We start from the raw sequence: 21318 nt of genomic DNA on the forward strand, positions 1-21318 counted from the left end.
TGCCAAAGACCAAGTCCTTAGATTCAAATCGTATATACAATCAATTTTTAATTCGTTCACGCCATAAAGACGCCGGGATATAGTGGCCTTTCCACGCTCACCGGTGTCTTTTATGTTGCGCATTAGTCCTTCTCCCTGTTTTTATGCCGTCCGGCACCAGCTGACCATGCAATGCATGGCGCAGTGGATGCCGGTGCGTGCCCGGCCACGCATCCCCTAAGTCATTCCCATCCGTTTCGTTGTCGTTTGCCCGCTGGCCTACCCGGTCCGCGTGCCCCTGCTCGGCCTTTTTATCGGAAAAAGGCTGCAATCCCAATAAGAGGAAACCATGTTCAAACCACTCGCCATCAGTCTTGCCATCGCCGCCGCCTTTCCCGCCGTCTCCACCATCGCCCATGCCGAGGACGACATGTTGCGCGTCAACGTGACCGGATCGAATATCCGCGTCAGCGAAAAAGAGGGTGCCAGCGCCGTGCAGGTCATCACGGCCAAGGAATTGAAAGCCAGCGGCAAGACCAGCGTGTCGGATGTGCTGCGGGCCATCTCCGCCAACAGCGGCAACAGCTACAACGAACAATATACGGGCAGTTTCTCGGCCGGCACCTCGGGCCTGTCGCTGCGCGGCATCGGCCAGAAAAATACCTTGATCCTGGTCAATGGCAAGCGCGTGGCCAGTTATGCGACGGCGCAAAACCTGCAGGAAACCTTTGTCGACCTGAACAGCCTGCCGATGGCGGCCGTGCAGCGCATCGAGGTGCTCAAGGATGGCGCCTCGTCCGTCTATGGTTCCGATGCCGTGGCCGGCGTGGTCAATATTATCCTGTACAAGGAGTTCACGGGCACGGACATCACGGCGCAGTGGGGCGGCTCGACCGAAGGCACGGGCCAGCATGAAAAGAGCGCGGCGCTGCAGACGGGTTTCGGCAAGCTCGAGGAAGATGGCTACAGCCTGGTCTTCTCGGTCGATGCGCAGCAGCGCGACAAGCTGCAGCAAAGCGATGTGGCGTGGATGCGTGATGCGGACTTCCGCAACCAGCAGCGGGGCAGCCTGGGCTGGGCCATCACCAACTATGCGGGCACGGACCCGACGAAGACCCTGGGCGGCGTGCGCGGACCATTGCAGCTGGTTAATTATGGCGACATCACGCCCGGCAAGACGGGACAAGTGCTGGCGTATAACCCGTCGCCATATAAAACCCTGATTCCCGGCATCCAGCGCGTGCACACGGCCGCGCGTGCCACTTTCAAACTGAATGCGGATACGGAAGCGTATGTCGACCTGCTGCACAGCTATTCGCGCGCCGACCAGACCTTCAGCGCGCCATTGACGGTGAACAACGCCACGCGCGTGTGGAACAACGCTACCCAGGCGCTCGACACGATTCCCGTCGTGCTGCCCGTGGGCCATCCGAACAATCCGGGTACGACGCCCCTGCCGTTCACGGCCACCCTGTTCGACCTGGGGCCGCGCCTGAAACAGGACAAGGTCACGTTCTACCGCGCACTGGCGGGCGTCAAGGGCACTTTGGCGGGCTGGGACTGGGATGCGGCCGTAGGCCACTCGAGCAGCAAGCTGGAGGAAACCGTGCAGAACTTCGTCAACCGCTACGCATTCCAGCAGGTGCTGGCCGACAGCAGCTATAACTTCTTTGATCAGGCACAAAACAGCGAAGCGGTGCGCAACCGCCTGCGTCTGTCGACCCTGCGTCCGGCCGAATCGACCCTCGACACCGTCGATTTCTCGGCCGCGAAAGACCTGTGGCAGTTGCCGGCCGGCCCGCTGGGCTTTGCCGCCGGCGCGCAGTGGCGCCGCGAAAAGATGGATTCGCAAACCTCGACGGCCGTCTTGTCCGGCACCGAGCTGCGCCCGGCGATCAACATCATCAACGGTTCGCGCAGTGTGTCGGCCCTGTTTGCCGAATTGAACGTCCCGGTGGTGAAAGACCTGTCCGTCAACCTGGCGGGCCGCGCCGACCATTACAGCGATTTCGGCAATGCGTTTTCGCCGAAGGCCAGCGCGCGCTACCAGGCGGCGCCGTGGCTGCTGGTGCGCGGCACCGTGTCGCGCGGCTTCCGCGCGCCGTCGCTGCCGGAAATTACGCAAAGCACGGCCGTCAGCTATGTCAGCGTGCTCGATCCGAAGGACCCCGTCACGCCCACGCAGACGCGCGGCGTGACGGCCATCACCATCGCCAATACGGCGCTGCGTCCGGAGCGCTCGAATAACCTGAACCTGGGCGTGGTGGTCTCGCCCACCAGCAGTTCGAGCATCGGCCTCGATTACTACCGCATCAGGCAGGATGGCGTGATCGGCACGGAAAGCGCCACCACCACGCTCGCCAACGAAGCATCGGCGCCGCAAAAGATCACGCGCGACGCCGATGGCCGCATCACGACCCTGTACCGCCAGTACCGCAACCAGGGCCAGCGCGAAGTGTCGGGCATCGACCTGGACCTGCGCCAGCGCTTCGTCGACAAGGACTGGGGCAAGCTGACCCTGGCCGGCCAGCTGAGCCGCGTGCTGCGCTTTGCCGAACCGCTGTCGGACGGCGCGCCGCTCACCGATGGCGCCGGCACCAATTATTTCGGCTCCATCCCGAAATGGCGCGGCGTCACCTCGGCCACCTGGGAACAGGGCAAATGGTCGTCCACGCTGACCTGGAATTACGTGGGCAGCTATGCGCAAAATACGCATCTCGATGAATCGGTGGCCGCCTTCAGCACGTTCGACGTGACCACCAGCTGGCAAGTCACGCCGGCGGCGAACGTCACCTTCATCGTGCAAAACCTGGCCAACAAGCGCGCGCCGTGGGATTACTCGGCCTCGGGCTTCGACTATACGCAAGCCGATCCGCGCGGGCGTTTCGCGTCGCTCAAGCTGAACTATAAGTTCTAGGGTGCGGGGGGCATGCGTGCCCCTCAGTGCCCGTTCGACACCTGCCGCTGCCCCGCCTGTTCATGCAGGCGCTGGCGGTAGGCGCTGGGCGTGACGCCCATGCGTTCGCGGAAGGCCGTGGCGAAGTTGCCCGCGTTGTGAAAGCCGATCAGGAGGGCGACATCCTGCACGTCGATTTCCGTCTGCTGCAGCAGTTCCACGCCGCGCGCGATGCGCGCTTCGCGGATGAAGGCGAAGACCGTCATGCCCGTCTGCTCGCGGAACATCAGGGTCAGCTTTTCCCGGTAGGTGCCCACGCTGCGGGCGATTTCGGACAGGTTGGGCAGGCTGCCCAGGTTGTCGAGGATCAACTGTTTGACGGCATTGACGAACACGAGGTCCGGATGTTGCTGCCGGTCGCCGACCGGGGGCGCCGCGGGTAATGTGCTGTTGCTTTTACGCATCAATCCCAGGTGGATATGGATGCGCGCGGCCAGTTCTTCCGGCAGGAACGGCTTTGCAATGTAATCGACGCCGCCCACCTGCAAGCCCATGACGCGCTCCTTGGCGGCGTCGGCGCCGCTGAGAAAGATCACGGGAATCTGTTCCGTGTCGGGATTGGCCTTGAGCAAACGGCACGCCGTGTAGCCATCCATCTCGGGCATGCGCACGTCGAGCAGGATCAGGTCGGGATGCGTGGCCAATGCCAGCTGATAGCCCTGGTAGCCATTGAAGGCAATGCTGAAGCGGTAGGGCTGCTCGCTGAGCAGCTCCATCAGCATGCGCTGCTCGAACGCGGAATCGTCCACGATCAAGATGTTTTTTCTGATGGTTTCGCTGGTCAATGGCATGGCATGGATGACTTAACCAAATAGCAAGTTGTGGCTTATTATGCCTCGCTTTTTCTTTTTTTTCTGCTTTTCTCGTATTTCAAAAGATGTTTCTCCGCGAGAAGAAGCGCGGATTTCCTATATCGCCAATAATTCACTCATGCATTGATTTTAAGCAATGTCGATTGCCAAAAAATCTGTTTTGCCAATGCTGCAAACAATGCCGGAGTCCCTCGCTTTCTGACTCTCGGCGCAAGTATGTTGTCGTCCTGGTTTGCGTGCCCCAGAAAACGCCGGCAATACCGTGACTATCCTCGAGCCCTTCATGCCGATGGGCGCATTAATGATGTTCCGTCATCAGGAGGTATCATGTTGCGAGTTATTTCACCCCGCTTCACCGCTGCCGCCAGTGTCGTCCTTGCCGCGACGGCCCTCCTGCCTGGCTACGCCGATGCCGCCGTGTATCTGAACGGCAGCAATACCACGACCTTTGACGTGACCCTGAAAATCATCGCCAACTGCACCATTGCGGCTGCCAATCTCGACTTTGGCCAAAGTCAGGGCGTACTGGCTACTGCCGTGAACGTCAATACGACCGTGAATGTCACCTGCACCAATACCACGCCGTACAACGTGGGCTTGACGGCGGGTACGGGCACGGGCTCAAGCGGCACCACGCGCTATCTGAGCGGCACGGGCGGCAACCTGGGGACGGTGCAATTCAACCTGTTCCAGACGGCCGGCAGCACCTTGTGGGGCGATACGCAGGGCACGAATACCGTCGGCGGCACCGGCAACGGCGCGTCGCAGCCGCTCACGGTGTACGGCAACATTCCGCCGCAGGCGACGCCGGCGCCTGATACCTACAAGTCGACCATCACGGCCACCGTGTACTTTTAAGCCAGGCGCTGCGTGAACGCCGGTTCGATGTCGCTGCTGAAAAGCGTACTGGCGCTGCTGGCCTGCTGCGCCGCCGGCGCGAACGGCGCCAATTTGCAGATTTCGCCGGTGACGCTCAATTTGCGCGCCGCTCAGAATGCCGCGGGTATCAACTTGCAAAATCTCGGCGACCAAGCCATCTACGGGCAGGTGCGGGTGTTCGCCTGGGACCAGCGCGATGGCGAAGAAGTGCTGGCGCCGACGCAGGAGCTGGTGGCCAGTCCGCCGATCGTCGAAATCGCCGCCAACAGCCGGCAGACCATCCGCCTCGTGCGTGCCCAGGCTGGCCCTGTCGCGCAGGAAAAGACGTATCGCGTGCTCATCGATGAAATCAGCCGCGAGGATGATGCGGGTCGCAGCGGCGTCGATATCCGCCTGCGCTATTCTGTGCCCGTTTTCGTGCTGCCGGCCGCTGCGCCGGGCAAGGAAGTGCTCGACTGGCAAGTCTTCCGCGAGCGGGGCGAGTGGATGTTGCGTATCAAGAACAGCGGCAATGTCCATGCGCAGATCGGGGCGATGACGTTGACGAACCAGGCGGGCAAGGAGTTTGCCGTCAGCAAGGGGCTGTTTGGTTATGTCCTGGCCGAACGCATGCGCGTATGGCGCCTGCCCGTCGCCAGGGAGGCCGAACTGGATGGGCCGTTGAGTATTGCGGTCAATGTGAATGCGAAGGCGCTCATTGCCAAGAATTCGACACCTTGAACATGGCCGCCATGGCGGGCGCGACCGGCGTGAACCATGAAACGCGCGCTGGCAGCGTTGCTGTTGCTGGTCATGGCGCCGCTGGCCAGGGCCGATGGCGCGGCAGCCGTGACGGGCGCCGATCCGGGGCCGGCCAGCTTGCCCACCGATCCGGCGGCGCCGAATGAACTGTATCTGGAGGTAAGTGTGAATGCTGTTTCAACCGGGCTGATCTTGCGTTTTACCCAGGTGGGCAAAACCTTGCGCAGCAGTGTGGCGAACTTGCAGCAGCTGGGGCTGGACCCGGCGCGCCTGGTCGCGCCCGGTCAGACCGAGGTGGCGCTCGATGCGGTTCCGGGACTCAGCTATGAATATGATGCGGCGCGCCAGAGCGTGTCGCTGCAGGTGACGGACGACTTGCGCGCGCCGTACCGCATCGATGCGCGCCTGGCGGCGCAGACGCCGCCGTCGCGCGTCACGCCCGGCGCCGTGCTCGATTACGAAGCCTATGCGGAACTGGGCCGGACACGGCGCGCGGCCATCTTCAACGACTTGCGCTATTTCAATGACAGCGGCGTGTTCAGCCATACCGGTACCGTGAACCTGGGGGGAGACCAGCGCAAGTACATGCGCTTTGACACCTTCTGGAGCCATGCCGACCCCGAGACCCTGCAAACGTGGCAAGTGGGCGACCTGATCTCCTCATCGCTCAGCTGGAGCCGCGCCGTGCGCGTGGGCGGCGTGCAGTGGCGCAAGAACTTCCAGCTGCGCCCGGACCTGCTGACCTTTCCCGTCGCCTCCGTCGATGGCACGGCGCTCGTGCCTTCGTCGCTGAGCCTGTATGTGAATGGCGTGCAGCAATATGCTGCCAGCGTGCCCAGCGGTCCGTTTGTGCTGAACCAGGTGGCCGGCATCAATGGCGCGGGACAAGCCACCCTCATCACGCGCGATGCACTGGGGCGCAGCGTGACGACCGTACTGCCCCTGTATGTCGATACGCGCATGCTGGCCAGCGGCTTGAGCGATTATTCGGTCGAGGCGGGCGCCGTGCGGCGCGACTATGGCCGCCGCCTGTTCGGCTACGAGCGGCAACTGCTTGCCAGCGCTTCCGGCCGCCATGGCGTCAGCGACAGCTTCACCATCGAAGGCCATGCGGAACTGGCTGCCGGCCTGTACCAGGCGGGGGCGGGCGCGCTGGTGCGGCTGGGCCAGGCGGGCGTGCTCAGCGGCTCGCTGTCGGCCAGCGCCGGCCGCAGCCGTGGTGCGCAGCTGGGCGCCGGGTACCAATATGTGGGGCCAAGCTTCAGCGTCGATGCGTACAGCGTGCGCGCCAGCGCCGGGTTTGGCGACCTCGCTTCGCGTGATGGCAGCCCCGTGGTGCGCGCGGCGGACCGCGTCACCGTGAGCCTGCCTTTGCCGGCGGGAAGCAGTATCAGCAGCAGTTATATCGGCTACCGCACGCCTGGCGCACCGCCATCGAAGCTGGCCACCTTGGGCTATTCGGCGACCCTGTTTCACGGCCTGTTCCTGAATGCCAGCCTGTTCCAGGATTTGCGGCAACGCGAGAAGCGGGGCTTTTATGTCGGCTTGAGCATGGCCTTCGACAACAATCTGGCCATCAGCACGAGCGGCAGCCGGCAAAACGGCGAGAGCGGCCGCAGCGTCAGCGCGCAGCGCGCGGCGGACTTTGGCGGCGGTGTCGGCTGGAACTTGCAGGCTGGCACGGTGGGCCGCAATGCCTATCGGCAAGCGCAAGTGGAATACCTGGGCAATAACGGCCGCGTGGATGCGCGCACGCAAAGCGGCGGCATGGGCAATGCCTCCTCGCTGGGCGCGGCCGGCGCGCTGGTGCTGATGGATGGGCATGTCGAGGCGGCGCGCCAGGTGGGCAGCGGTTTTGCGCTGGTGTCCACTGGCGGTGTGGGCAATATTCCCGTGCTGCATGAAAACCGCCAGATCGGCGTGACGGACAGGGGCGGCTATCTGCTGGTACCGAATTTGAATCCTTATGGCAATAACCAGATCAGCATCGCCACGGATGAGCTCGACGTTGACGCGCGCGTGCCCGTGACCAATATGAATGTCGTGCCGCAACAGCTGGCGGGCGTGCTGGCCGCCTTTCCCGTCGAACGCTACAGCGCCGCCACCGTCATCATGCAAGGCGCCGACGGCAAGCCGCTGGCCACGGGCTTGCCCGTGCTGCATGTGCAAAGCGGCAAGCAGACGGTCATGGGATTTGACGGCATGGTGTTCGTTGACGATCTGCTCGAGCAGAATCAGCTGCAAGTCGGCGAGGGCGACAGCGCGTGCACGGTAGGTTTTGCCTATGTGCGTCCTGCCGCGGGCGGCTTGCCCGTGATCGGGCCGCTGCGCTGCGCTGCCGCCGGCGCCGGGGGAGGCCGCTGATGCGCCGCCTGCTGCCATGTCTGACCCTGCTGCTGGGATGCGCCTGGGGCGGCGCGGCGCAGGCGGCCGATACCTGCACGGTGAGCATGACGAATATCGATTTCGGCGCCGTCAGCCCGATTTCCGGCAGCGATTACGTGGCGCAGGCAACGGGCACCTTCAGCTGCCTGTTTTCGTCGCTGAACCTGGGGCAGTTGCTCACGCCCAACGCACAAGTGTGCATCTCGCTGGGGCTGGGCACGAATTCCACCTCGGCCCTGCCGCGCAAGCTGGGCAATGGCAGCAACCGCATGGAGTACAACGTGTACGTGGACAATTCGTATGCCACGGCGAAGATCTGGGGCGGCGCCGGCGTGGCGGGCGCGCCGTCGACCTTCGGCATCATTTTGTCGGCCGGCTTGCTGGCCCCGCCCGGCACGTATTCCACCACCTTTACCGTGTATGCCAGGATACCCGCTGGCACGGCCCTGGCCGCCGTGCCCACGGCCGCCAACGCCAATACGGTGTACACGTCGAGCTTTGCCGGCCAGGGCACCTACACCTACACCACGTATGGCCTCGTCAACCTGTTTGGCTGCACGGCCAGCAGCGGCAGCTTCGGTTTCGCGGTCAATGCCACGGCCGTCAACGACTGCACCATCGCGGCCAGTCCGATGGCGTTCGCGAACGCTTCCATCCTGACGGGCAACTTGCGCAGCACCAGTACCTTGTCCGTGCGCTGCGTGAACAACAATGCCTACCAGATTGCCCTGAACGGCGGCAGCGTGGCGGCCAACGTGGCGAACCGGCAAATGAAAAACATTGTAACGACGGACAAGGTCAGCTACCTGCTGTCGTCGACGCTCGATGGCCCGCTCTGGGGCGATGGCACGTCAGGCACCAGCATGGTGACAGGCACGGGCACGGGCGCCAGCGTGCCGCTGACGATTTACGGCCGCGTGCCGGCGCAGGTGTCGCCGCGCCCCGGCGACTACAAGGACACGGTGACGGCAACGATCTATTTTTAGAACGTGACGGTGATGAGGCCGGTGTCCGATGGCGTCGCCTGCTGTTGCAGCAGATAGGGCGTGTTGTACTGGCAGCGCACCTGGGTGCTACCGCGCTGCGAGACGACGGTGCACGCTTCGTGGACGACGAAGGTGGCCTGGAACGATGCGGAGGAAACGGTGGCGGCGGCGGTGGTCTGGCAGAGGGAGAGGGCGAGCAACATTGGCAGGGAGGCAAATTTCAAAGAAGTCATCGTAAGCGTATCAGGTGAAAAACGGACGGGAAACAACATTCTCTGACGCCGTTTCGCACACCGGGACGGGAGAAGCTGGACTAAGCATGATTGTACTGGAGCAAGAAAAGTGTGATTTTTCGCGTATTTTCAAGCCCTCCACGGGGCGGGAGACGGCTTGCAAAGCGATAGTAAGTAAGTTTCCGTGTGGCAACCGTAGGATTTTTTTTTAATTGTTGTGTTGGATCAACGTGAGGAGACGGTCATGAAACATACCAACTTTAATAATTTGCCTTGCCCCATTGCGCGCAGCCTGGGCAAGGTCGGCGAATGGTGGAGCATCCTCATCCTGCGTGAAGCGTTTTATGGCAAGACGCGCTTTGACGAATTTGAAAAAAGCCTCAAGATCGCGCCCACCATCCTGACGCGCCGCCTGGCCGACCTGGTGGAAGGGGGCTTGATGACGCGCCGCCTGTATTGCGCCAAGCCGCCCCGCTACGACTATGTGCTGACCAAGTCCGGGCGCGCCTTCAAGCCCGTCTTGCTGGCGTTTATCGCCTGGGGCAATGAAAACTTCGCGCCCGAAGGCGCCAGTCTCGTCATCGCCAGCCGCGACACGGGCCTGGCCGCCGATCCGGTGCTGGTCGACGCCACGACGGGCTTGCCCATCAATGATGAGTATTACGCGTTCGCGCCAGGGCCTGCCGCCAGCGACAGCATGCGCAACATCATCCTCGATGCGGAAAAAAGCAGCGGCATCGCGCCCAAGCCGAAGGCGCCAGCAGCCAATCGCGGCTGGGTGGCGGAAGGGCATCTGGTCTGAGGCCGGGTGGCGGGCGCGCGCCAAGTTTGTCGCAAAGCAAGACGGACTGCACGGCATGGCGTTACTGTCGCACCATGCAACTCAAGTGCGGCGCAGACCCGGCTGTGCGGGCATGGCGCCATCCGTGATCCGATGTCCGTTGAAGGAGTACTGCGATGACCACATTGCCGCAACACCTACGCCGCGCCGCCAGCGTGCTGGCGCTGGCCGCCCTGCTGGGCGCCTGTTCCCATGGCCCGCATCACCCGGGCGGCCATGACGTCACCCTGACGGGCGCGCAGGAAGTGCCGGCCAATACCAGCACGGCCACCGGCAGCAGCAATATCCGCGTCGCGCACGACCGCAGCGTCAGCGGGGGCGTGCGCTACACGGGCATGGTGGCCACCGTCGCGCATATCCATGAAGCGCCCGCTGGCGCTAACGGCCCCGTCATCGTGCCGCTGGTGAAAACCGCCGAAGGCATGTTTGCCGTGCCGCCGAACACCATGCTGACGCCGCCCCAGTATGCGAGCTACCAGGCCGGCAACCTGTATGTGAACGTGCACAGCGCGGCCTACCCGGCCGGCGAGATCCGCGCCCAGCTCAAGCCATAGCCTGCCACCGGCGTTTTCTCCGAAACCTCCTTGGGCCGCGCGAGCGGCCTTTTTTTGCGCCAGCCGGCCGGCCAGTGCGGCGCGCTACAATGGCGTTTCATGCTGACCATCCTTGCCATCACCTTTCCCTTCTTCGCCCTGGTGCTGTGCGGCTATCTGGCCGTGCGGCGCACGCTGCTGCCGCTGGCCGCCATCGGCGGCTTGAACAGTTTTGTCCTGTACTTCGCGCTGCCGTGCATGCTGTACCGCTTCGGCGCCGCCACGCCCGTCGCGCAACTGCTCGACGCCAGCGTGTTCGGCGTCTATCTGCTGTGCGCCCTGATCATGGTGGGCGTCACCACGGCCATGACCCTGAGCCACCGCATCGACTGGAACAATGCCGCCTTCGGCGCGCTGGTGGCGGCATTCCCGAACACGGGCTTCATGGGCGTGCCCCTGCTATTGACCTTGCTCGGACCCCGTTCCTCGGGCCCCGTCATCGTCACCATCGTCGTCGACATGCTCATTACCAGCTCGCTGTGCATCGCCCTGTCGCGCATCGGCAGCGGCGGCGCGCACGGCAGCCGCGCCGCCGTCGTCAACGCCATGAAGGGCATGGCGGGCAACCCGATGCCGTGGGCGATCGTGCTCGGTGCCCTGTCGTCGTGGCTGGAACTGGCCTTGCCCGAGCCTTTGACTCAGACGGTGGGCCTGCTGGCCGATGCCGCCTCTCCCGTTGCCCTGTTTACCATCGGCGCCGTGCTGGCCCGTTCGCAGATGAGCACGAGCGACCCGGCGCCGCTGGGAGAATATGTGCCCGTGGCGCTGAAAAAACTGCTGCTGCATCCGCTGCTGGTGTGGGGCATCGGCCACGTGGCCATCGCGCTCGGTGCGCCGCTCGATCCGTTCGCGCTGACCTGCATGGTGCTGGTGGCCTGCCTGCCCAGCGCCAGCAACGTCGCGCTGCTGTCGGAACGCTTCGGCGCGAACACGGCGCGCATCGCCCGCATCATTTTAGTGTCGACGGCGCTGTCGTTTTTGACGTTTTCGGCGGCCGTCAGCTGGCTGGCGTGAGGGGACAGTCAACGTCACGGGGCGCGCCCCGCGCCTTGCGCATCATCGGGAGCACAGCGACGACGCGCATCGCCCGCATCATTTTAGTGTCGACGACGCTGTCGTTCCTGACGTTTTCGGCGGCCGTCAGCTGGCTGGCGTGACGTTGGCGGCGATCAGCGCGCCCAGCGCCTGCGCCGGGCCGGGGTGATGATCGAGCGCCAGGCCATGCGCCATGCTGGCCTGGTCCTGCATGCTGCGGTTCTGGCCCAGCTTCCATTTTCCTTCCAGGCGCGTGAGGGGAATCTCGATGCCGACGATGGCTTTCAATAGCTTGTCGATATAGCCGGCCGGCGCGTCGCCCACCTTCCACGGCGCGGCTTGATCCGCCTCGTGGCGCGCCGTCAGCCGCTCCACCAGTCCCAGCAGCCACGCCGCGTCGTCGATGGCGCGCAGGGGGCCATGCGCGTGCACCACCGCATAGTTAAAGGTGGGCACCTCCTTGCCGCTGCGCTGCTTTTCCGCATACCAGGCGGGCGTGATGTAGGCGTGCGGCCCCTGGAAGATCACCAGTGCGTCGTCGCTCCCGCCGGCGGCGCGCCAGAGCGGGTTGGCGCGCGCCACGTGGGCGCGCAGGATGCCGAATGGCGCATCAAGCGTGGGCGCGGCGATCTCGAACGGCAGATGGTCGGCGCACAAGCCATCGGCACCGTGGCGCACGAGCGCGCCCAGCGGGTGACTGTCGATCAGACCATGCAGCACGTCGAGGCGCTCTTCGCGGAAGGTGGCGGGCGTGTACATTTACTAGGCTCCTTGCACGACGACGTCGGCCGTCAGCGAATTGGCGATGTAGCAGCGCTCGTGCGCATCGTGGTGCAGGGCGGCCAAGGCCTCGGGCGAGGGCGGCGTTCCCGCGAAGGCGATGCGCGGACGCAGCACGATGCGCGTCATGGCCAGGCGGCCTTGTGCATTCTTGCCCAGTTCGCCGACGGCATCGTCGCGGTAATCGTCGATGACGTAGCCGCGCTGGGCCGCCAGCGACAGGAAGAACAGCATGTGGCAGCTCGACGTGGCGGCCACCAGCGCCTCTTCCGGGTCGATGTTTTCCACCACCGACATGGGCAGCGGCACGGACAGGGGCGACGACGAGGCGGGTACCGTCAGGCCGCCGTCGAACTGCCATTCATGGCCGCGGCTGTAGCGCTGGCCGGCGAAATCCTGGCCGTCGCGCTGCCAGGCCACGGTGGCGAAAAACTGATGCATGGGTACTCCGCAAAAGTAGAGGGATGCGCCATCTTAGCGTCAGTCTTGGCTATTTAAAACAGCCAATAAGTGCTATCTTGAAGATACCAATTCGAGAGCCACACTATGCCAGCTTCCCACCTGAACCAGCTTATCGCCGCCTTGCCGCTGCAGCGCGGCGCCAGCGAACCGCTGTTCCGCCAGCTGTATGCGGCCATCAAGGCGGCCGTCCTCGACGGGCGCATGAGCCCCGGCATGCAGCTGCCGCCCACGCGCGATTTTTGCCGCCTGCTGGCCGTGTCGCGCCAGACGGTGCTCAATGCGTATGCGCTGCTGACGGCCGAAGGCTACCTCGATGGTGCCGTCGGGCGAGGCACCTTTGTCAGCCGCGAGGTGCCCCTGCCTGTGCCGCCGGCAGCTGTGCCCGGCCTGCTGCGGCCCCTGTCGGCGCGCGGGCAGGGCGTGGTGACGGCCATGCGCCAGGTGGCCTTCCACCGGGGGCCGCTGCGCGCCTTCCGCGTCGGCATGCCGCGCATCGACCATTTTCCATTTGACGTGTGGAACCGCCTGGAAGCGCGGCGCTGGCGCCGTCCCGACCACCAGTTCGGCTACGGCGACCCGGCCGGCTACCTGCCGCTGCGCGAACTGCTGTGCGTGTACCTGAAGGCGTCGCGCGGCGTCCAGTGCACGCCGCAGCAAATCGTCATCACGTCCGGCTCGCAGCAGGCGCTGTTCATGCTGTCGACCATCCTGCTGGCGCCCGGCGACGCCGCCTGGATGGAGTCGCCCGGCTACCGGGGCGCCAGCGGCCCGCTGCGCGCGGCCGGCGCGCGCGTCTTCCCTGTTCCCGTCGACGCGCAGGGGCTGGACGTGGCCTACGGCGTGGCGCACTGCCCGCAGGCGAAGCTGGCCTACGTGACGCCGTCGCATCAGATGCCGCTGGGCGTGAGCATGAGTTTGCCCCGCCGCCTGGCCCTGCTGGCCTGGGCCGCGCACAATAAAGCCTGGCTGGTGGAAGACGATTACGACAGCGAATACCGCTACTCGGGCGCGCCGCTGGCGTCGCTGCAAAGCCTGGACCGGACCGGCTGCGTGGTCTACGTGGGGACCCTGTCGAAAGTGCTGTTCCCCGGCCTGCGCCTCGGTTACATGGTGGCGCCGCCCGCGCTGGCCGAAGCGCTGGTGCAGGCCAAGGCCGTGATGGACCGGCACACGGCCATCGTGCCGCAGATGGCGCTGGCGGACTTCATCGCCGAGGGCCACTTTGGCCGGCATATCCGCCGCACGCGCGACAGCAATGCCGAACGGCGCGATCTGCTGGTGCGCGGTCTGGCGCACGAACTGGGCGACCAGCTCGCGTGCGGCCCGGCCGACAGCGGCCTGGAACTGTGCGCGTATTTTCGCGGCGATCACGATGAGGAAGCGGTGTCGCGCGCGGGCCTGGCGCGGGGCATCGAACTGCGCCCGCTGGGACACTATGCCGACCCGGCGGCGGGGCCCGAATGCGCCACGCCGCCCGGGCTGCTGCTGGGCTTTGCGGCGATTCCCCCGGCCGAGATGGCGCACGGCTTGCAGGAGCTGGGGCGCATCCTGCGCGGCCGATAAACTATACTGGCGGTTGCCCGCACATGAAGAACCCGACCATGACCACCATCCGCTGCTCCTGGGCCAATCCGGCCAATCCCCGCTACCTTGCGTATCACGACACGGAATGGGGCGTGCCTTGCCACGACGAGCGCCGGCTGTTCGAGATGCTGAACCTGGAAGGCGCGCAGGCTGGCCTGAGCTGGGAAACCATCCTCAACAAGCGCGACACCTACCGCGCGGCTTTTGATAACTGGGATGCGGAAAAGATCGCCGCGTATGGCCCGGACAAGGTGGCGCAGCTGCTGGCGGACCCTGGCATCGTGCGCAACCGCCTGAAGGTGGCGGCCGCCATCACGAATGCCCAAGCCTATTTGAGCCTGCGCGCGGAAGGGCAGACCCTGGACAGCTTTTTGTGGGCGTATGTCGACGGCCAGCCCATCGTCAACAGCTGGCAGCCGGGCGAGTTTCCCGCCAAGACGGCCCTGTCCGACAAACTGTCGAAAGACTTGCTCAAGCGTGGCTTCAAGTTCGTCGGCTCGACCATCATCTACGCCTACATGCAGGGCATCGGCATGGTCAACGACCACGCGCCCGCCTGCTTTTGCCGCGCGGGGCGCTGATGCGCCGCGCCCTGGTCCTGCTCGACACGGATTTTGACGGTGCCCGCCTGCGCGCCGCCTGCGCCGCGCATGGCGGTCGCCGCCTGCATTACATCGCGCTGGCGCCGCGTCCCGTCGATGCGCATCACTTGCCCGACGAGTGGCGCGCACAGTGGCCGCCCTGCGTGCCGGGCCTGCACCGCATGGTGTCGCACGATGGTCTCGTCACACTCGATGTGCTGATCGGCGAGCCCGATGCCTGTCTGGCGCAATTGTCGGCGCGTGTCGATGAAGTGCACCTGGCCTGGGTGCCGGCGGCCACGCCGGTGCTGGCGCGCCTGATGGCCGATGGCGCGCACTTGCAAGCCGTGCACCTGGACGAGGCGCAGCGCACGGCGCTGCAAAAGCATGGCTTTGTTTTTGACGAGAGCCGTTTGCGCGCCGTGTTTTATGCGCGGCGCGACGAGTACGCGGCCGTTGCCGCGCCCGAGCGGTGCGCCGTCGTCATCGGCGCGGGCGTGGCCGGCGCGGCCGCCTGCGAACGGCTGGCCGCGCGCGGCTGGAAGGTGACCTTGATCGAACGCCACGCGCAGCCTGCGAGCGAAGCGTCGGGCAACCTGGCCGGCATCTTCATGCCGCTGATGTCAAAGGACGACAATATCGCCACGCGCCTGGTGCGCGCCGCCTTTCTGTACTCGCTGAAGCGCTGGAAAGACCTGGGTGGTATCGGCGCCGCCATCGAGGGTGCGCAAAGCGGCGTGCTGCACCTGGCGCGCGACGGGGCGCATGCGCAGGTGCAGCGGCAGATCGCCGCCAGCGGCCTGTATCCGCGTGAATTCGCCCGCTGGCTGGAAGCGCCTGAGGCAACCGCCATGCTGGGCGCGCCGGCGCCCGATGGCGCCTGGTGGTTCGAGCAGGGCGGCTGGGCGCGCCCGTCTTCCGTCTGCACGGCCATGCTGGACGCCTGCGGCGCCTTGCTCACGCGGCGCTTTTCCAGCAGCGCCCTGCGCCTGGAACGTGGCGACGGCGAATGGCTGGTGCGCGATGCGGACGGTGCCCTGATCGCGGCGGCACCCACCGTCATCCTGGCGGCGGGCACGGGGGCCGTGGATTTCGAACAGGCGGCCGGCTTGCCGCTGGACGCCGTGCGCGGCCAGGTCACGCACCTGGCCGAAGGCAGCTTGCCGTCGCTGCCGTTCGTCGTCTGCCGCGAAGCCTACGTGACGCCGGCGTACCAGGGCGTCGTGTGCGTGGGCGCCAGCTACGATGCGGACGCGGACCCCGGCTTGCGCCCATCGAACCAGGAAGACAATATCGCGAAGATCGCCGACATCCTGGACGTGGCCCCGTTCGAGGCGCCGCTGGCCGGGCGCACGGGCTTTCGCTGCATGGCAGCGGACCGCCTGCCGCTGGCGGGCGCCTTGCCCGACCCCGGCATACCGGGCCGCTGCGAGCGCCTGCGCGACGTGCCGCGCTGGCCCGGCCTGTTCGGCTTGCTCGGTTATGCCTCGCGCGGCCTGATCTGGGCACCGCTGGCGGCCGAGCTGCTGGCTTGCCAGCTGGAGGGGGAGCCGTTGCCGCTGGAGAGTCAATTGGCCGCCGCCCTGGATCCTGCCCGTTTCTTGCTGCGCGAGCGCCGCCGCGCTGGTTGAGCGTTGGCGCAGAGCAGGCAAGGGCTGGGGTCAGACCCCCAACACAGCTGACGCAAAGCCTGGCGCCAACGCGCGTGAGGGTCTGACCCCATATGCGGACGCTCCGCGCGTAGTCCCCATATCTGTTTTTCAGCTTTCCAAACTCTTTTTAATTTGTTTTCCGAACAACATAAGTTCGCTACAGTGGACTCGTGCTGGTTTTTGACGACGGAATAAAGAGGTGGACAGATGGCTGCTGCAGAACTGATTTTCGATCCCCGCGCCGCGCACGGCGAGGCGGCGTTTGATGAAGTACTCCATCTCGCGCGCAGCCAGGCGCAGGCGCAGGGTTTGCCGTATGCGGGCATCGTCAGCGCGCAGGATGCGTGGCAACTGGTGCAGGCCGGCAAAGCCGTGCTGGTCGACGTGCGCACCAACGAAGAACGCACTTTTGTCGGCTACGTGCCCGCCTCGCTGCACGTGGCGTGGGCCACCGGCACGGCCATGAACCGCAATCCCCGTTTTACCCGCGAGCTCGAAGCGAAGGTGGGCGGCAAGGATGCCGTCGTAGTGCTGCTGTGCCGCAGCGGCAAGCGCTCGGCCGCGGCTGCCGAAGCGGCCGCCAAGGCGGGTTTTACGCACGTCTTCAATATCGCGCAAGGCTTCGAGGGCGACCTCGACGCACAGCAGCAGCGTGGCCACAGCGGCGGCTGGCGCTGGCATGCGCTGCCCTGGCTGCAAGATTAACCCGCTTCCCGGGACCACCATGAACCAGCGAGCCCTTCCCCCCGTCTCCCTTGCCGCGCAGCCGCAATGGGAGCTGCACCAGATCGTCGACGAGTTGCGCGCCGTGCGCGCGCAGTGGCGCGAAGGATTGGCCGGCAGCCAGGAATGCGGTGCGCGCGAATTCCCGTCGCGCCAGCATTTGCACGACATCATCAAAGCCCTGTGCGCGGCCCTGTTCCCCATGCGTCTGGGGCCCCTCGACCTGCAGCAGGAGAGCGAGGATTTCTTTGTCGGCCACACGCTCGACACGACGCTCACGGGCTTGCACGAACAGGTGCGGCGCGAACTCAGTTACCACGCGCGCCAGCACGGCTTGCAGCAGACGGTGTCCATCGAACAGCAGGCGCTGGCCATCGTGCAGCGCTTCGCCCGCGCGCTGCCGCGCATCCGCGCCCGGCTCGACACGGACGTGGCGGCCGCCTTCCATGGCGACCCGGCCGCGCACAGCGTCGACGAAGTGCTGCTGTGCTATCCGGGCATCCTGGCCATCATCCACTACCGCCTGGCGCACACCTTGTATGCGCTCGGCGCGCCGCTGGTGGCGCGCATCATCGCCGAAGTGGCCCATTCGCAGACGGGCATCGACATCCACCCGGGCGCCATCATCGGCAGCAGCTTTTTCATCGACCATGGCACGGGCGTGGTGATCGGCGAGACGGCCATCATCGGCGAACGGGTACGCATTTATCAAGCCGTCACCCTGGGCGCCAAGCGCTTTCCAGCCGGCTTTGATGGCGTGTTGAAAAAGGGACTGGCGCGCCATCCCATCGTGCAGGACGACGTGGTCATTTATGCGGGCGCGACGATCCTGGGACGGGTGACCATCGGCCAGGGCTCCGTCATCGGCGGCAATGTCTGGCTGACCCGCAGCGTGGCGCCCGGCAGCCATGTCACGCAAGCGCACAACCAGCAGGAGGCGCCGGAATCGCCGGCGCCATCCCACCCCGCCTTTGCCCACCACCCATGAGGACAGCATGTTGATCAAACAGTTTGGACTGGCCGTGCGCCAGTTGCGCGAAGGGCATGGCTGGTCGCAGGAGCGCCTGGCCGAAGCGGCCGACTTGAACCGCTCGTTCATCGGCGAAATCGAACGGGGCGCCGCCACGCCATCGCTGCTGACGGTGGAAAAACTGGCCATCGCGCTGGGCATCGGCCTGGCGGGATTGATGGCGCGCTGCGAACCGGAACTGGTGGATTAATCGGGTGGATCAAGCGTCACGATGATGGCGATAGCATGTTGAGAGAAGAGGGGAGACGTCCGATACTTTATTTGTTTTTCAGATAAGCATATTCACTTTTCTCATCAGGAGTAGTCATGACAGTAGCAACAGAGAGCCAGTTTGCGCTGGGCGACAACGCCGCGCGCCAGCTGGCCAATGCAAGCAAGAGCGTCCCCCAGCTGTCCACGATCACGCCGCGCTGGCTCGTGCACCTGCTGCAATGGCTGCCCGTGGAAGCGGGTATCTACCGCCTCAACCGCGTGAAAAATCCGAAGGACGTGCGCGTGGCCTGCTCGCAGCGCGACGAGTCGGAACTGCCGCAAACCTTCGTCGACTACGACGACCAGCCGCGCGAGTATTTTCTCAATGCCGTCAGCACGGTGCTCGACGTGCACACACGCGTGTCGGACCTGTACAGCAGCCCGCACGATCAGATCAAGGAGCAGCTGCGCCTGACCATCGAGACGATCAAGGAGCGCCAGGAAAGCGAATTGATCAACAATCCCGACTACGGCCTGCTGGCCAGCGTGCATGACGACCAGCGCATCTTTACGCTGACGGGCGCGCCCACGCCGGACGACCTCGACGAACTGCTGACGAAAGTGTGGAAGGAGCCGGGCTTTTTCCTGGCGCACCCGCTGGCCATTGCCGCCTTTGGCCGCGAATGTACGCGCCGTGGCGTGCCGCCGCCCACCGTCAGCCTGTTCGGCTCCCAGTTTTTGACGTGGCGCGGCGTGCCGCTGGTGCCGTCCGATAAGCTGCCCATCGAAGACGGCAAGACGAAGATCATTTTGCTGCGCGCGGGCGAGCAGCGGCAAGGCGTGATCGGCCTGTTCCAGCCTGGCCTGGCGGGCGAGCAAAGCCCGGGCCTGTCCGTGCGCTTCATGGGCATCAACCGCCACGCGATTTCGTCCTATTTGATTTCGCTGTATTGCTCGCTGGCTGTGCTGACCGACGATGCGCTGGCCGTACTGGAAGACGTGGAGATCGGTAAATACCATGACTACCCAGACACCTACAAGTGATGGCGCGGCAGGCTTGCCTGCCGTCCCGTTTTTGCCTGACGAAGCGACCCTGAACCGCCTGGCCGGCGAGTTTTTCGCGCGCTTGCCTGGCCTCGCGCCTGCGCTTGACAAGTCGCCCAGCCTTGGCGGCTCGGGCAGCGTGCTCGATGCGGCACCCCGTTATGCGAACCGTCCGCCGCCCCAGCCCGGCCCGTCGTTCGCCGCCATCGCGCCTGGCGTGGCGACGGCGCAGGTGCCGCCCGTGACGGCGCCGCTGGAAGCACCGATCGCGCCGGCGCCGGCATCGGTACCCACGCCGCGCGCGTCCAGCCTCGGTGCGCCGTCGCCCTACTATTTTGTCGGCGGCGCGCATGGCTATCCGGCGTCGAACGGCAAGCTCGATGGTCTGGCGCAGCAGGGACTGGGACAGGCCGCGCCCGACGCGTTTGCCACGCCGCAGCGGACGCCCGCGCGCCAGCTGCCCGTATCGCCATCTGACAGCCAGCCCGCGTTCTATTTCCAGACCGAGCTGCCTGCGCGGCCGCAAGGGCATGGCCAAACCCCCGCGCCATTCGACGTGCACGCCGTGCGGCGCGATTTTCCCGTGCTGGCCGAACGGGTCAACGGCAAGCCGCTGGCCTGGTTCGACAATGCGGCCACCACGCACAAGCCGCAGTCGGTGATCGACCGGGTGTCGTACTTCTATGCGCACGAGAATTCGAACATCCACCGCGCGGCCCACGCGCTGGCGGCGCGCGCCAGCGATGCCTATGAAGCGGCGCGCGCCAAGGTGGCGAGTTTTCTGGGCGCCGCCTCGGCCAATGAAATCATTTTCGTGCGCGGCGCCACCGAGGGCATCAATCTGATCGCCAACACGTTCGGGCGCAAGTACATCGGCAGCGGCGACGAGATCATCGTCTCGCAGCTCGAGCACCACGCCAACATCGTGCCGTGGCAGCAGCTGGCGGCGGAAAAGGGCGCGATTCTGCGCGTGATTCCCGTCGACGACAGCGGCCAGATCCTCCTCGATGAATTCCGCAAGCTGCTCAACGGGCGCACCAAGCTGGTGTCTGTGACGCAGGTGTCGAATGCGCTGGGGACGGTGACGCCCGTGGCGCAGATCATCGCGCTCGCGCATGCGGCCGGCGTGCGCGTGCTGGTCGACGGGGCGCAAGCCGTGTCGCATTTGCGCGTGGACGTGCAGGCGCTGGGCGCCGATTTCTATGTGTTTTCGGGGCATAAAGTGTTCGGCCCGACGGGCATCGGCGCCGTGTATGGCAAGGCGGACTTGCTCGAGCAACTGCCACCATGGCAGGGCGGCGGCAACATGATCGCCGACGTCACGTTCGAGCGCACCGTCTACCAGGGCGTGCCGAACCGTTTCGAGGCGGGCACGGGCAATATCGCCGATGCCGTCGGTCTGGGCGCGGCGATCGATTACGTGCAGCGCATCGGCCTGGAAAACATCGCCGCCTACGAGCACGCGCTGCTGGAATACGCGACGCACCAGCTGCAAGCGATTCCCGGCGTGCGCCTGATCGGCACGGCGCTGGACAAGGCCAGCGTGGCGTCGTTCGTGCTGGCCGGCTACGAGCCGGCGGAAGTGGGGCGCGCCCTGAACGACGAGGGCATCGCCGTGCGCTCGGGCCACCACTGCGCCCAGCCGATTTTGCGCCGCTTCGGCGTGGAAGCGACCGTGCGGCCCTCGTTCGCCTTCTACAACACGTATGAGGAAATCGACCGCATGATCGTCGTGGTCAAACGCCTGGCGGGCGCGCGCCGCTGATCTTGCCCGCTTGTCAAGCTGATGCCGCCCCTGCGCAAGCGGGGCGGCATTGTTGCGTCAAATCA

The 21318-nt window shown here is 65.3% G+C and carries 20 protein-coding genes; 16 read left to right on the forward strand and 4 right to left on the reverse strand.

The genetic code is table 11. The features are described 5' to 3' along the window. The first annotated feature begins 328 nt into the window (after nt 1-328). Nucleotides 329-2896, forward strand: a complete 2568-nt coding sequence (locus tag AC3RCG_RS03880; protein ID WP_492404167.1) for a TonB-dependent receptor — start codon at nt 329-331, stop codon at nt 2894-2896. Between the two features lie 23 nt (nt 2897-2919). On the opposite strand, the gene AC3RCG_RS03885 is transcribed toward AC3RCG_RS03880, so the two are convergent. Beyond that, nucleotides 2920-3726 (reverse strand): response regulator transcription factor, encoded by an 807-nt coding sequence (locus tag AC3RCG_RS03885; RefSeq protein WP_492404165.1) that lies wholly within the window; start codon nt 3724-3726, stop codon nt 2920-2922. Between the two features lie 348 nt (nt 3727-4074). Here AC3RCG_RS03885 and AC3RCG_RS03890 point away from each other — a divergent pair, with 348 nt between their 5' ends. Genes AC3RCG_RS03890 through AC3RCG_RS03905 form a run of 4 tightly spaced genes read left to right on the forward strand, consistent with a single transcriptional unit; the run spans nt 4075 to nt 8738 of the window. Continuing rightward, a complete protein-coding gene (locus AC3RCG_RS03890; protein ID WP_121668371.1) occupies nt 4075-4605 on the forward strand; it encodes a Csu type fimbrial protein in 531 nt (176 codons plus the stop codon). Nucleotides 4606-4617: 12 nt separating this feature from the next. Then, complete coding sequence (locus AC3RCG_RS03895) at nt 4618-5346, forward strand: fimbrial biogenesis chaperone (RefSeq protein ID WP_227742093.1); 729 nt, start codon at nt 4618-4620, stop codon at nt 5344-5346. 36 nt (nt 5347-5382) lie between these two features. Beyond that, entirely contained in the window at nt 5383-7731 is a 2349-nt protein-coding gene (locus AC3RCG_RS03900) for a fimbria/pilus outer membrane usher protein (protein WP_492404162.1), read from the forward strand. Further along, entirely contained in the window at nt 7731-8738 is a 1008-nt protein-coding gene (locus tag AC3RCG_RS03905; RefSeq protein WP_070292382.1) for a Csu type fimbrial protein, read from the forward strand. Before AC3RCG_RS03900 ends, AC3RCG_RS03905 begins: the two co-directional genes overlap by 1 nt. Here AC3RCG_RS03905 and AC3RCG_RS03910 read toward each other — a convergent pair. Next, a complete protein-coding gene (locus tag AC3RCG_RS03910; RefSeq protein ID WP_139143745.1) occupies nt 8735-8971 on the reverse strand; it encodes a hypothetical protein in 237 nt (78 codons plus the stop codon). The genes AC3RCG_RS03905 and AC3RCG_RS03910 overlap by 4 nt on opposite strands. Nucleotides 8972-9215: 244 nt before the next feature. On the opposite strand from AC3RCG_RS03910, the gene AC3RCG_RS03915 reads away from it, so the two are divergent. The 3 genes from AC3RCG_RS03915 to AC3RCG_RS03925 all read left to right on the forward strand — a co-directional run bounded on the left by AC3RCG_RS03915 (nt 9216) and on the right by AC3RCG_RS03925 (nt 11419). Beyond that, nucleotides 9216-9773 carry a winged helix-turn-helix transcriptional regulator gene (locus AC3RCG_RS03915; protein WP_070221606.1) on the forward strand — a complete coding sequence of 186 codons (558 nt, stop codon included), beginning with the start codon at nt 9216-9218 and terminating at the stop codon, nt 9771-9773. A 155-nt stretch (nt 9774-9928) separates the two neighbouring features. Beyond that, complete coding sequence (locus AC3RCG_RS03920) at nt 9929-10366, forward strand: CHRD domain-containing protein (protein WP_492404159.1); 438 nt, start codon at nt 9929-9931, stop codon at nt 10364-10366. A 99-nt stretch (nt 10367-10465) separates the two neighbouring features. Then, on the forward strand, nt 10466-11419 hold the full coding sequence (locus AC3RCG_RS03925) for an AEC family transporter (RefSeq protein ID WP_492404157.1): 954 nt from the start codon (nt 10466-10468) through the stop codon (nt 11417-11419). 126 nt (nt 11420-11545) lie between these two features. Here the strand turns inward: AC3RCG_RS03925 and AC3RCG_RS03930 are convergent, their stop codons facing one another. Further along, nucleotides 11546-12199 (reverse strand): FMN-binding negative transcriptional regulator, encoded by a 654-nt coding sequence (locus AC3RCG_RS03930; RefSeq protein WP_409027352.1) that lies wholly within the window; start codon nt 12197-12199, stop codon nt 11546-11548. A 3-nt stretch (nt 12200-12202) separates the two neighbouring features. Further along, nucleotides 12203-12661 carry an OsmC family protein gene (locus AC3RCG_RS03935; protein ID WP_492404155.1) on the reverse strand — a complete coding sequence of 153 codons (459 nt, stop codon included), beginning with the start codon at nt 12659-12661 and terminating at the stop codon, nt 12203-12205. A gap of 105 nt (nt 12662-12766) precedes the next feature. Here AC3RCG_RS03935 and pdxR point away from each other — a divergent pair, with 105 nt between their 5' ends. The 8 genes from pdxR to AC3RCG_RS03975 all read left to right on the forward strand — a co-directional run bounded on the left by pdxR (nt 12767) and on the right by AC3RCG_RS03975 (nt 21253). Next, nucleotides 12767-14245: a MocR-like pyridoxine biosynthesis transcription factor PdxR gene (gene pdxR / locus AC3RCG_RS03940; RefSeq protein ID WP_492404153.1), complete on the forward strand. Its 1479-nt coding sequence runs from the start codon at nt 12767-12769 to the stop codon at nt 14243-14245. A gap of 38 nt (nt 14246-14283) precedes the next feature. Beyond that, nucleotides 14284-14847, forward strand: a complete 564-nt coding sequence (locus tag AC3RCG_RS03945) for a DNA-3-methyladenine glycosylase I (protein ID WP_492404151.1) — start codon at nt 14284-14286, stop codon at nt 14845-14847. Further along, the gene (mnmC1, locus tag AC3RCG_RS03950) at nt 14847-16478 is read left to right on the forward strand and encodes an FAD-dependent 5-carboxymethylaminomethyl-2-thiouridine(34) oxidoreductase MnmC1 (protein ID WP_492404149.1); all 1632 of its coding nucleotides are present in this window, start codon (nt 14847-14849) and stop codon (nt 16476-16478) included. The genes AC3RCG_RS03945 and mnmC1 overlap by 1 nt, the downstream gene beginning before the upstream one ends. A 228-nt stretch (nt 16479-16706) precedes the next feature. Beyond that, the gene (locus AC3RCG_RS03955; protein ID WP_083287303.1) at nt 16707-17204 is read left to right on the forward strand and encodes a rhodanese-like domain-containing protein; all 498 of its coding nucleotides are present in this window, start codon (nt 16707-16709) and stop codon (nt 17202-17204) included. A 19-nt stretch (nt 17205-17223) separates the two neighbouring features. Then, nucleotides 17224-18210, forward strand: a complete 987-nt coding sequence (gene epsC / locus AC3RCG_RS03960) for a serine O-acetyltransferase EpsC (RefSeq protein WP_121668377.1) — start codon at nt 17224-17226, stop codon at nt 18208-18210. Nucleotides 18211-18217: 7 nt separating this feature from the next. Beyond that, complete coding sequence (locus tag AC3RCG_RS03965) at nt 18218-18442, forward strand: helix-turn-helix domain-containing protein (RefSeq protein WP_070312556.1); 225 nt, start codon at nt 18218-18220, stop codon at nt 18440-18442. 116 nt (nt 18443-18558) lie between these two features. Next, the gene (locus AC3RCG_RS03970) at nt 18559-19488 is read left to right on the forward strand and encodes a family 2A encapsulin nanocompartment shell protein (protein WP_070221598.1); all 930 of its coding nucleotides are present in this window, start codon (nt 18559-18561) and stop codon (nt 19486-19488) included. Further along, nucleotides 19463-21253: a family 2A encapsulin nanocompartment cargo protein cysteine desulfurase gene (locus AC3RCG_RS03975; RefSeq protein ID WP_492404145.1), complete on the forward strand. Its 1791-nt coding sequence runs from the start codon at nt 19463-19465 to the stop codon at nt 21251-21253. Before AC3RCG_RS03970 ends, AC3RCG_RS03975 begins: the two co-directional genes overlap by 26 nt. Nucleotides 21254-21318: the final 65 nt, after the last annotated feature.

It is taken from the genome of Janthinobacterium sp. GW823-FHT01H08, from assembly GCF_058797855.1.

What these genes read in the sequence shown, in the direction of transcription:
- AC3RCG_RS03880 (WP_492404167.1), top strand. Translation starts at nt 329, where the DNA reads ATGTTCAAACCACTCGCCATCAGTCTTGCCATCGCCGCCGCCTTTCCC.
- AC3RCG_RS03885 (WP_492404165.1), bottom strand. Translation starts at nt 3,726, where the DNA reads ATGCCATTGACCAGCGAAACCATCAGAAAAAACATCTTGATCGTGGAC.
- AC3RCG_RS03890 (WP_121668371.1), top strand. Translation starts at nt 4,075, where the DNA reads ATGTTGCGAGTTATTTCACCCCGCTTCACCGCTGCCGCCAGTGTCGTC.
- AC3RCG_RS03900 (WP_492404162.1), top strand. Translation starts at nt 5,383, where the DNA reads ATGAAACGCGCGCTGGCAGCGTTGCTGTTGCTGGTCATGGCGCCGCTG.
- AC3RCG_RS03905 (WP_070292382.1), top strand. Translation starts at nt 7,731, where the DNA reads ATGCGCCGCCTGCTGCCATGTCTGACCCTGCTGCTGGGATGCGCCTGG.
- AC3RCG_RS03910 (WP_139143745.1), bottom strand. Translation starts at nt 8,971, where the DNA reads ATGACTTCTTTGAAATTTGCCTCCCTGCCAATGTTGCTCGCCCTCTCC.
- AC3RCG_RS03915 (WP_070221606.1), top strand. Translation starts at nt 9,216, where the DNA reads ATGAAACATACCAACTTTAATAATTTGCCTTGCCCCATTGCGCGCAGC.
- AC3RCG_RS03920 (WP_492404159.1), top strand. Translation starts at nt 9,929, where the DNA reads ATGACCACATTGCCGCAACACCTACGCCGCGCCGCCAGCGTGCTGGCG.
- AC3RCG_RS03925 (WP_492404157.1), top strand. Translation starts at nt 10,466, where the DNA reads ATGCTGACCATCCTTGCCATCACCTTTCCCTTCTTCGCCCTGGTGCTG.
- AC3RCG_RS03930 (WP_409027352.1), bottom strand. Translation starts at nt 12,199, where the DNA reads ATGTACACGCCCGCCACCTTCCGCGAAGAGCGCCTCGACGTGCTGCAT.
- AC3RCG_RS03935 (WP_492404155.1), bottom strand. Translation starts at nt 12,661, where the DNA reads ATGCATCAGTTTTTCGCCACCGTGGCCTGGCAGCGCGACGGCCAGGAT.
- pdxR (WP_492404153.1), top strand. Translation starts at nt 12,767, where the DNA reads ATGCCAGCTTCCCACCTGAACCAGCTTATCGCCGCCTTGCCGCTGCAG.
- AC3RCG_RS03945 (WP_492404151.1), top strand. Translation starts at nt 14,284, where the DNA reads ATGACCACCATCCGCTGCTCCTGGGCCAATCCGGCCAATCCCCGCTAC.
- mnmC1 (WP_492404149.1), top strand. Translation starts at nt 14,847, where the DNA reads ATGCGCCGCGCCCTGGTCCTGCTCGACACGGATTTTGACGGTGCCCGC.
- AC3RCG_RS03955 (WP_083287303.1), top strand. Translation starts at nt 16,707, where the DNA reads ATGGCTGCTGCAGAACTGATTTTCGATCCCCGCGCCGCGCACGGCGAG.
- epsC (WP_121668377.1), top strand. Translation starts at nt 17,224, where the DNA reads ATGAACCAGCGAGCCCTTCCCCCCGTCTCCCTTGCCGCGCAGCCGCAA.
- AC3RCG_RS03965 (WP_070312556.1), top strand. Translation starts at nt 18,218, where the DNA reads ATGTTGATCAAACAGTTTGGACTGGCCGTGCGCCAGTTGCGCGAAGGG.
- AC3RCG_RS03970 (WP_070221598.1), top strand. Translation starts at nt 18,559, where the DNA reads ATGACAGTAGCAACAGAGAGCCAGTTTGCGCTGGGCGACAACGCCGCG.
- AC3RCG_RS03975 (WP_492404145.1), top strand. Translation starts at nt 19,463, where the DNA reads ATGACTACCCAGACACCTACAAGTGATGGCGCGGCAGGCTTGCCTGCC.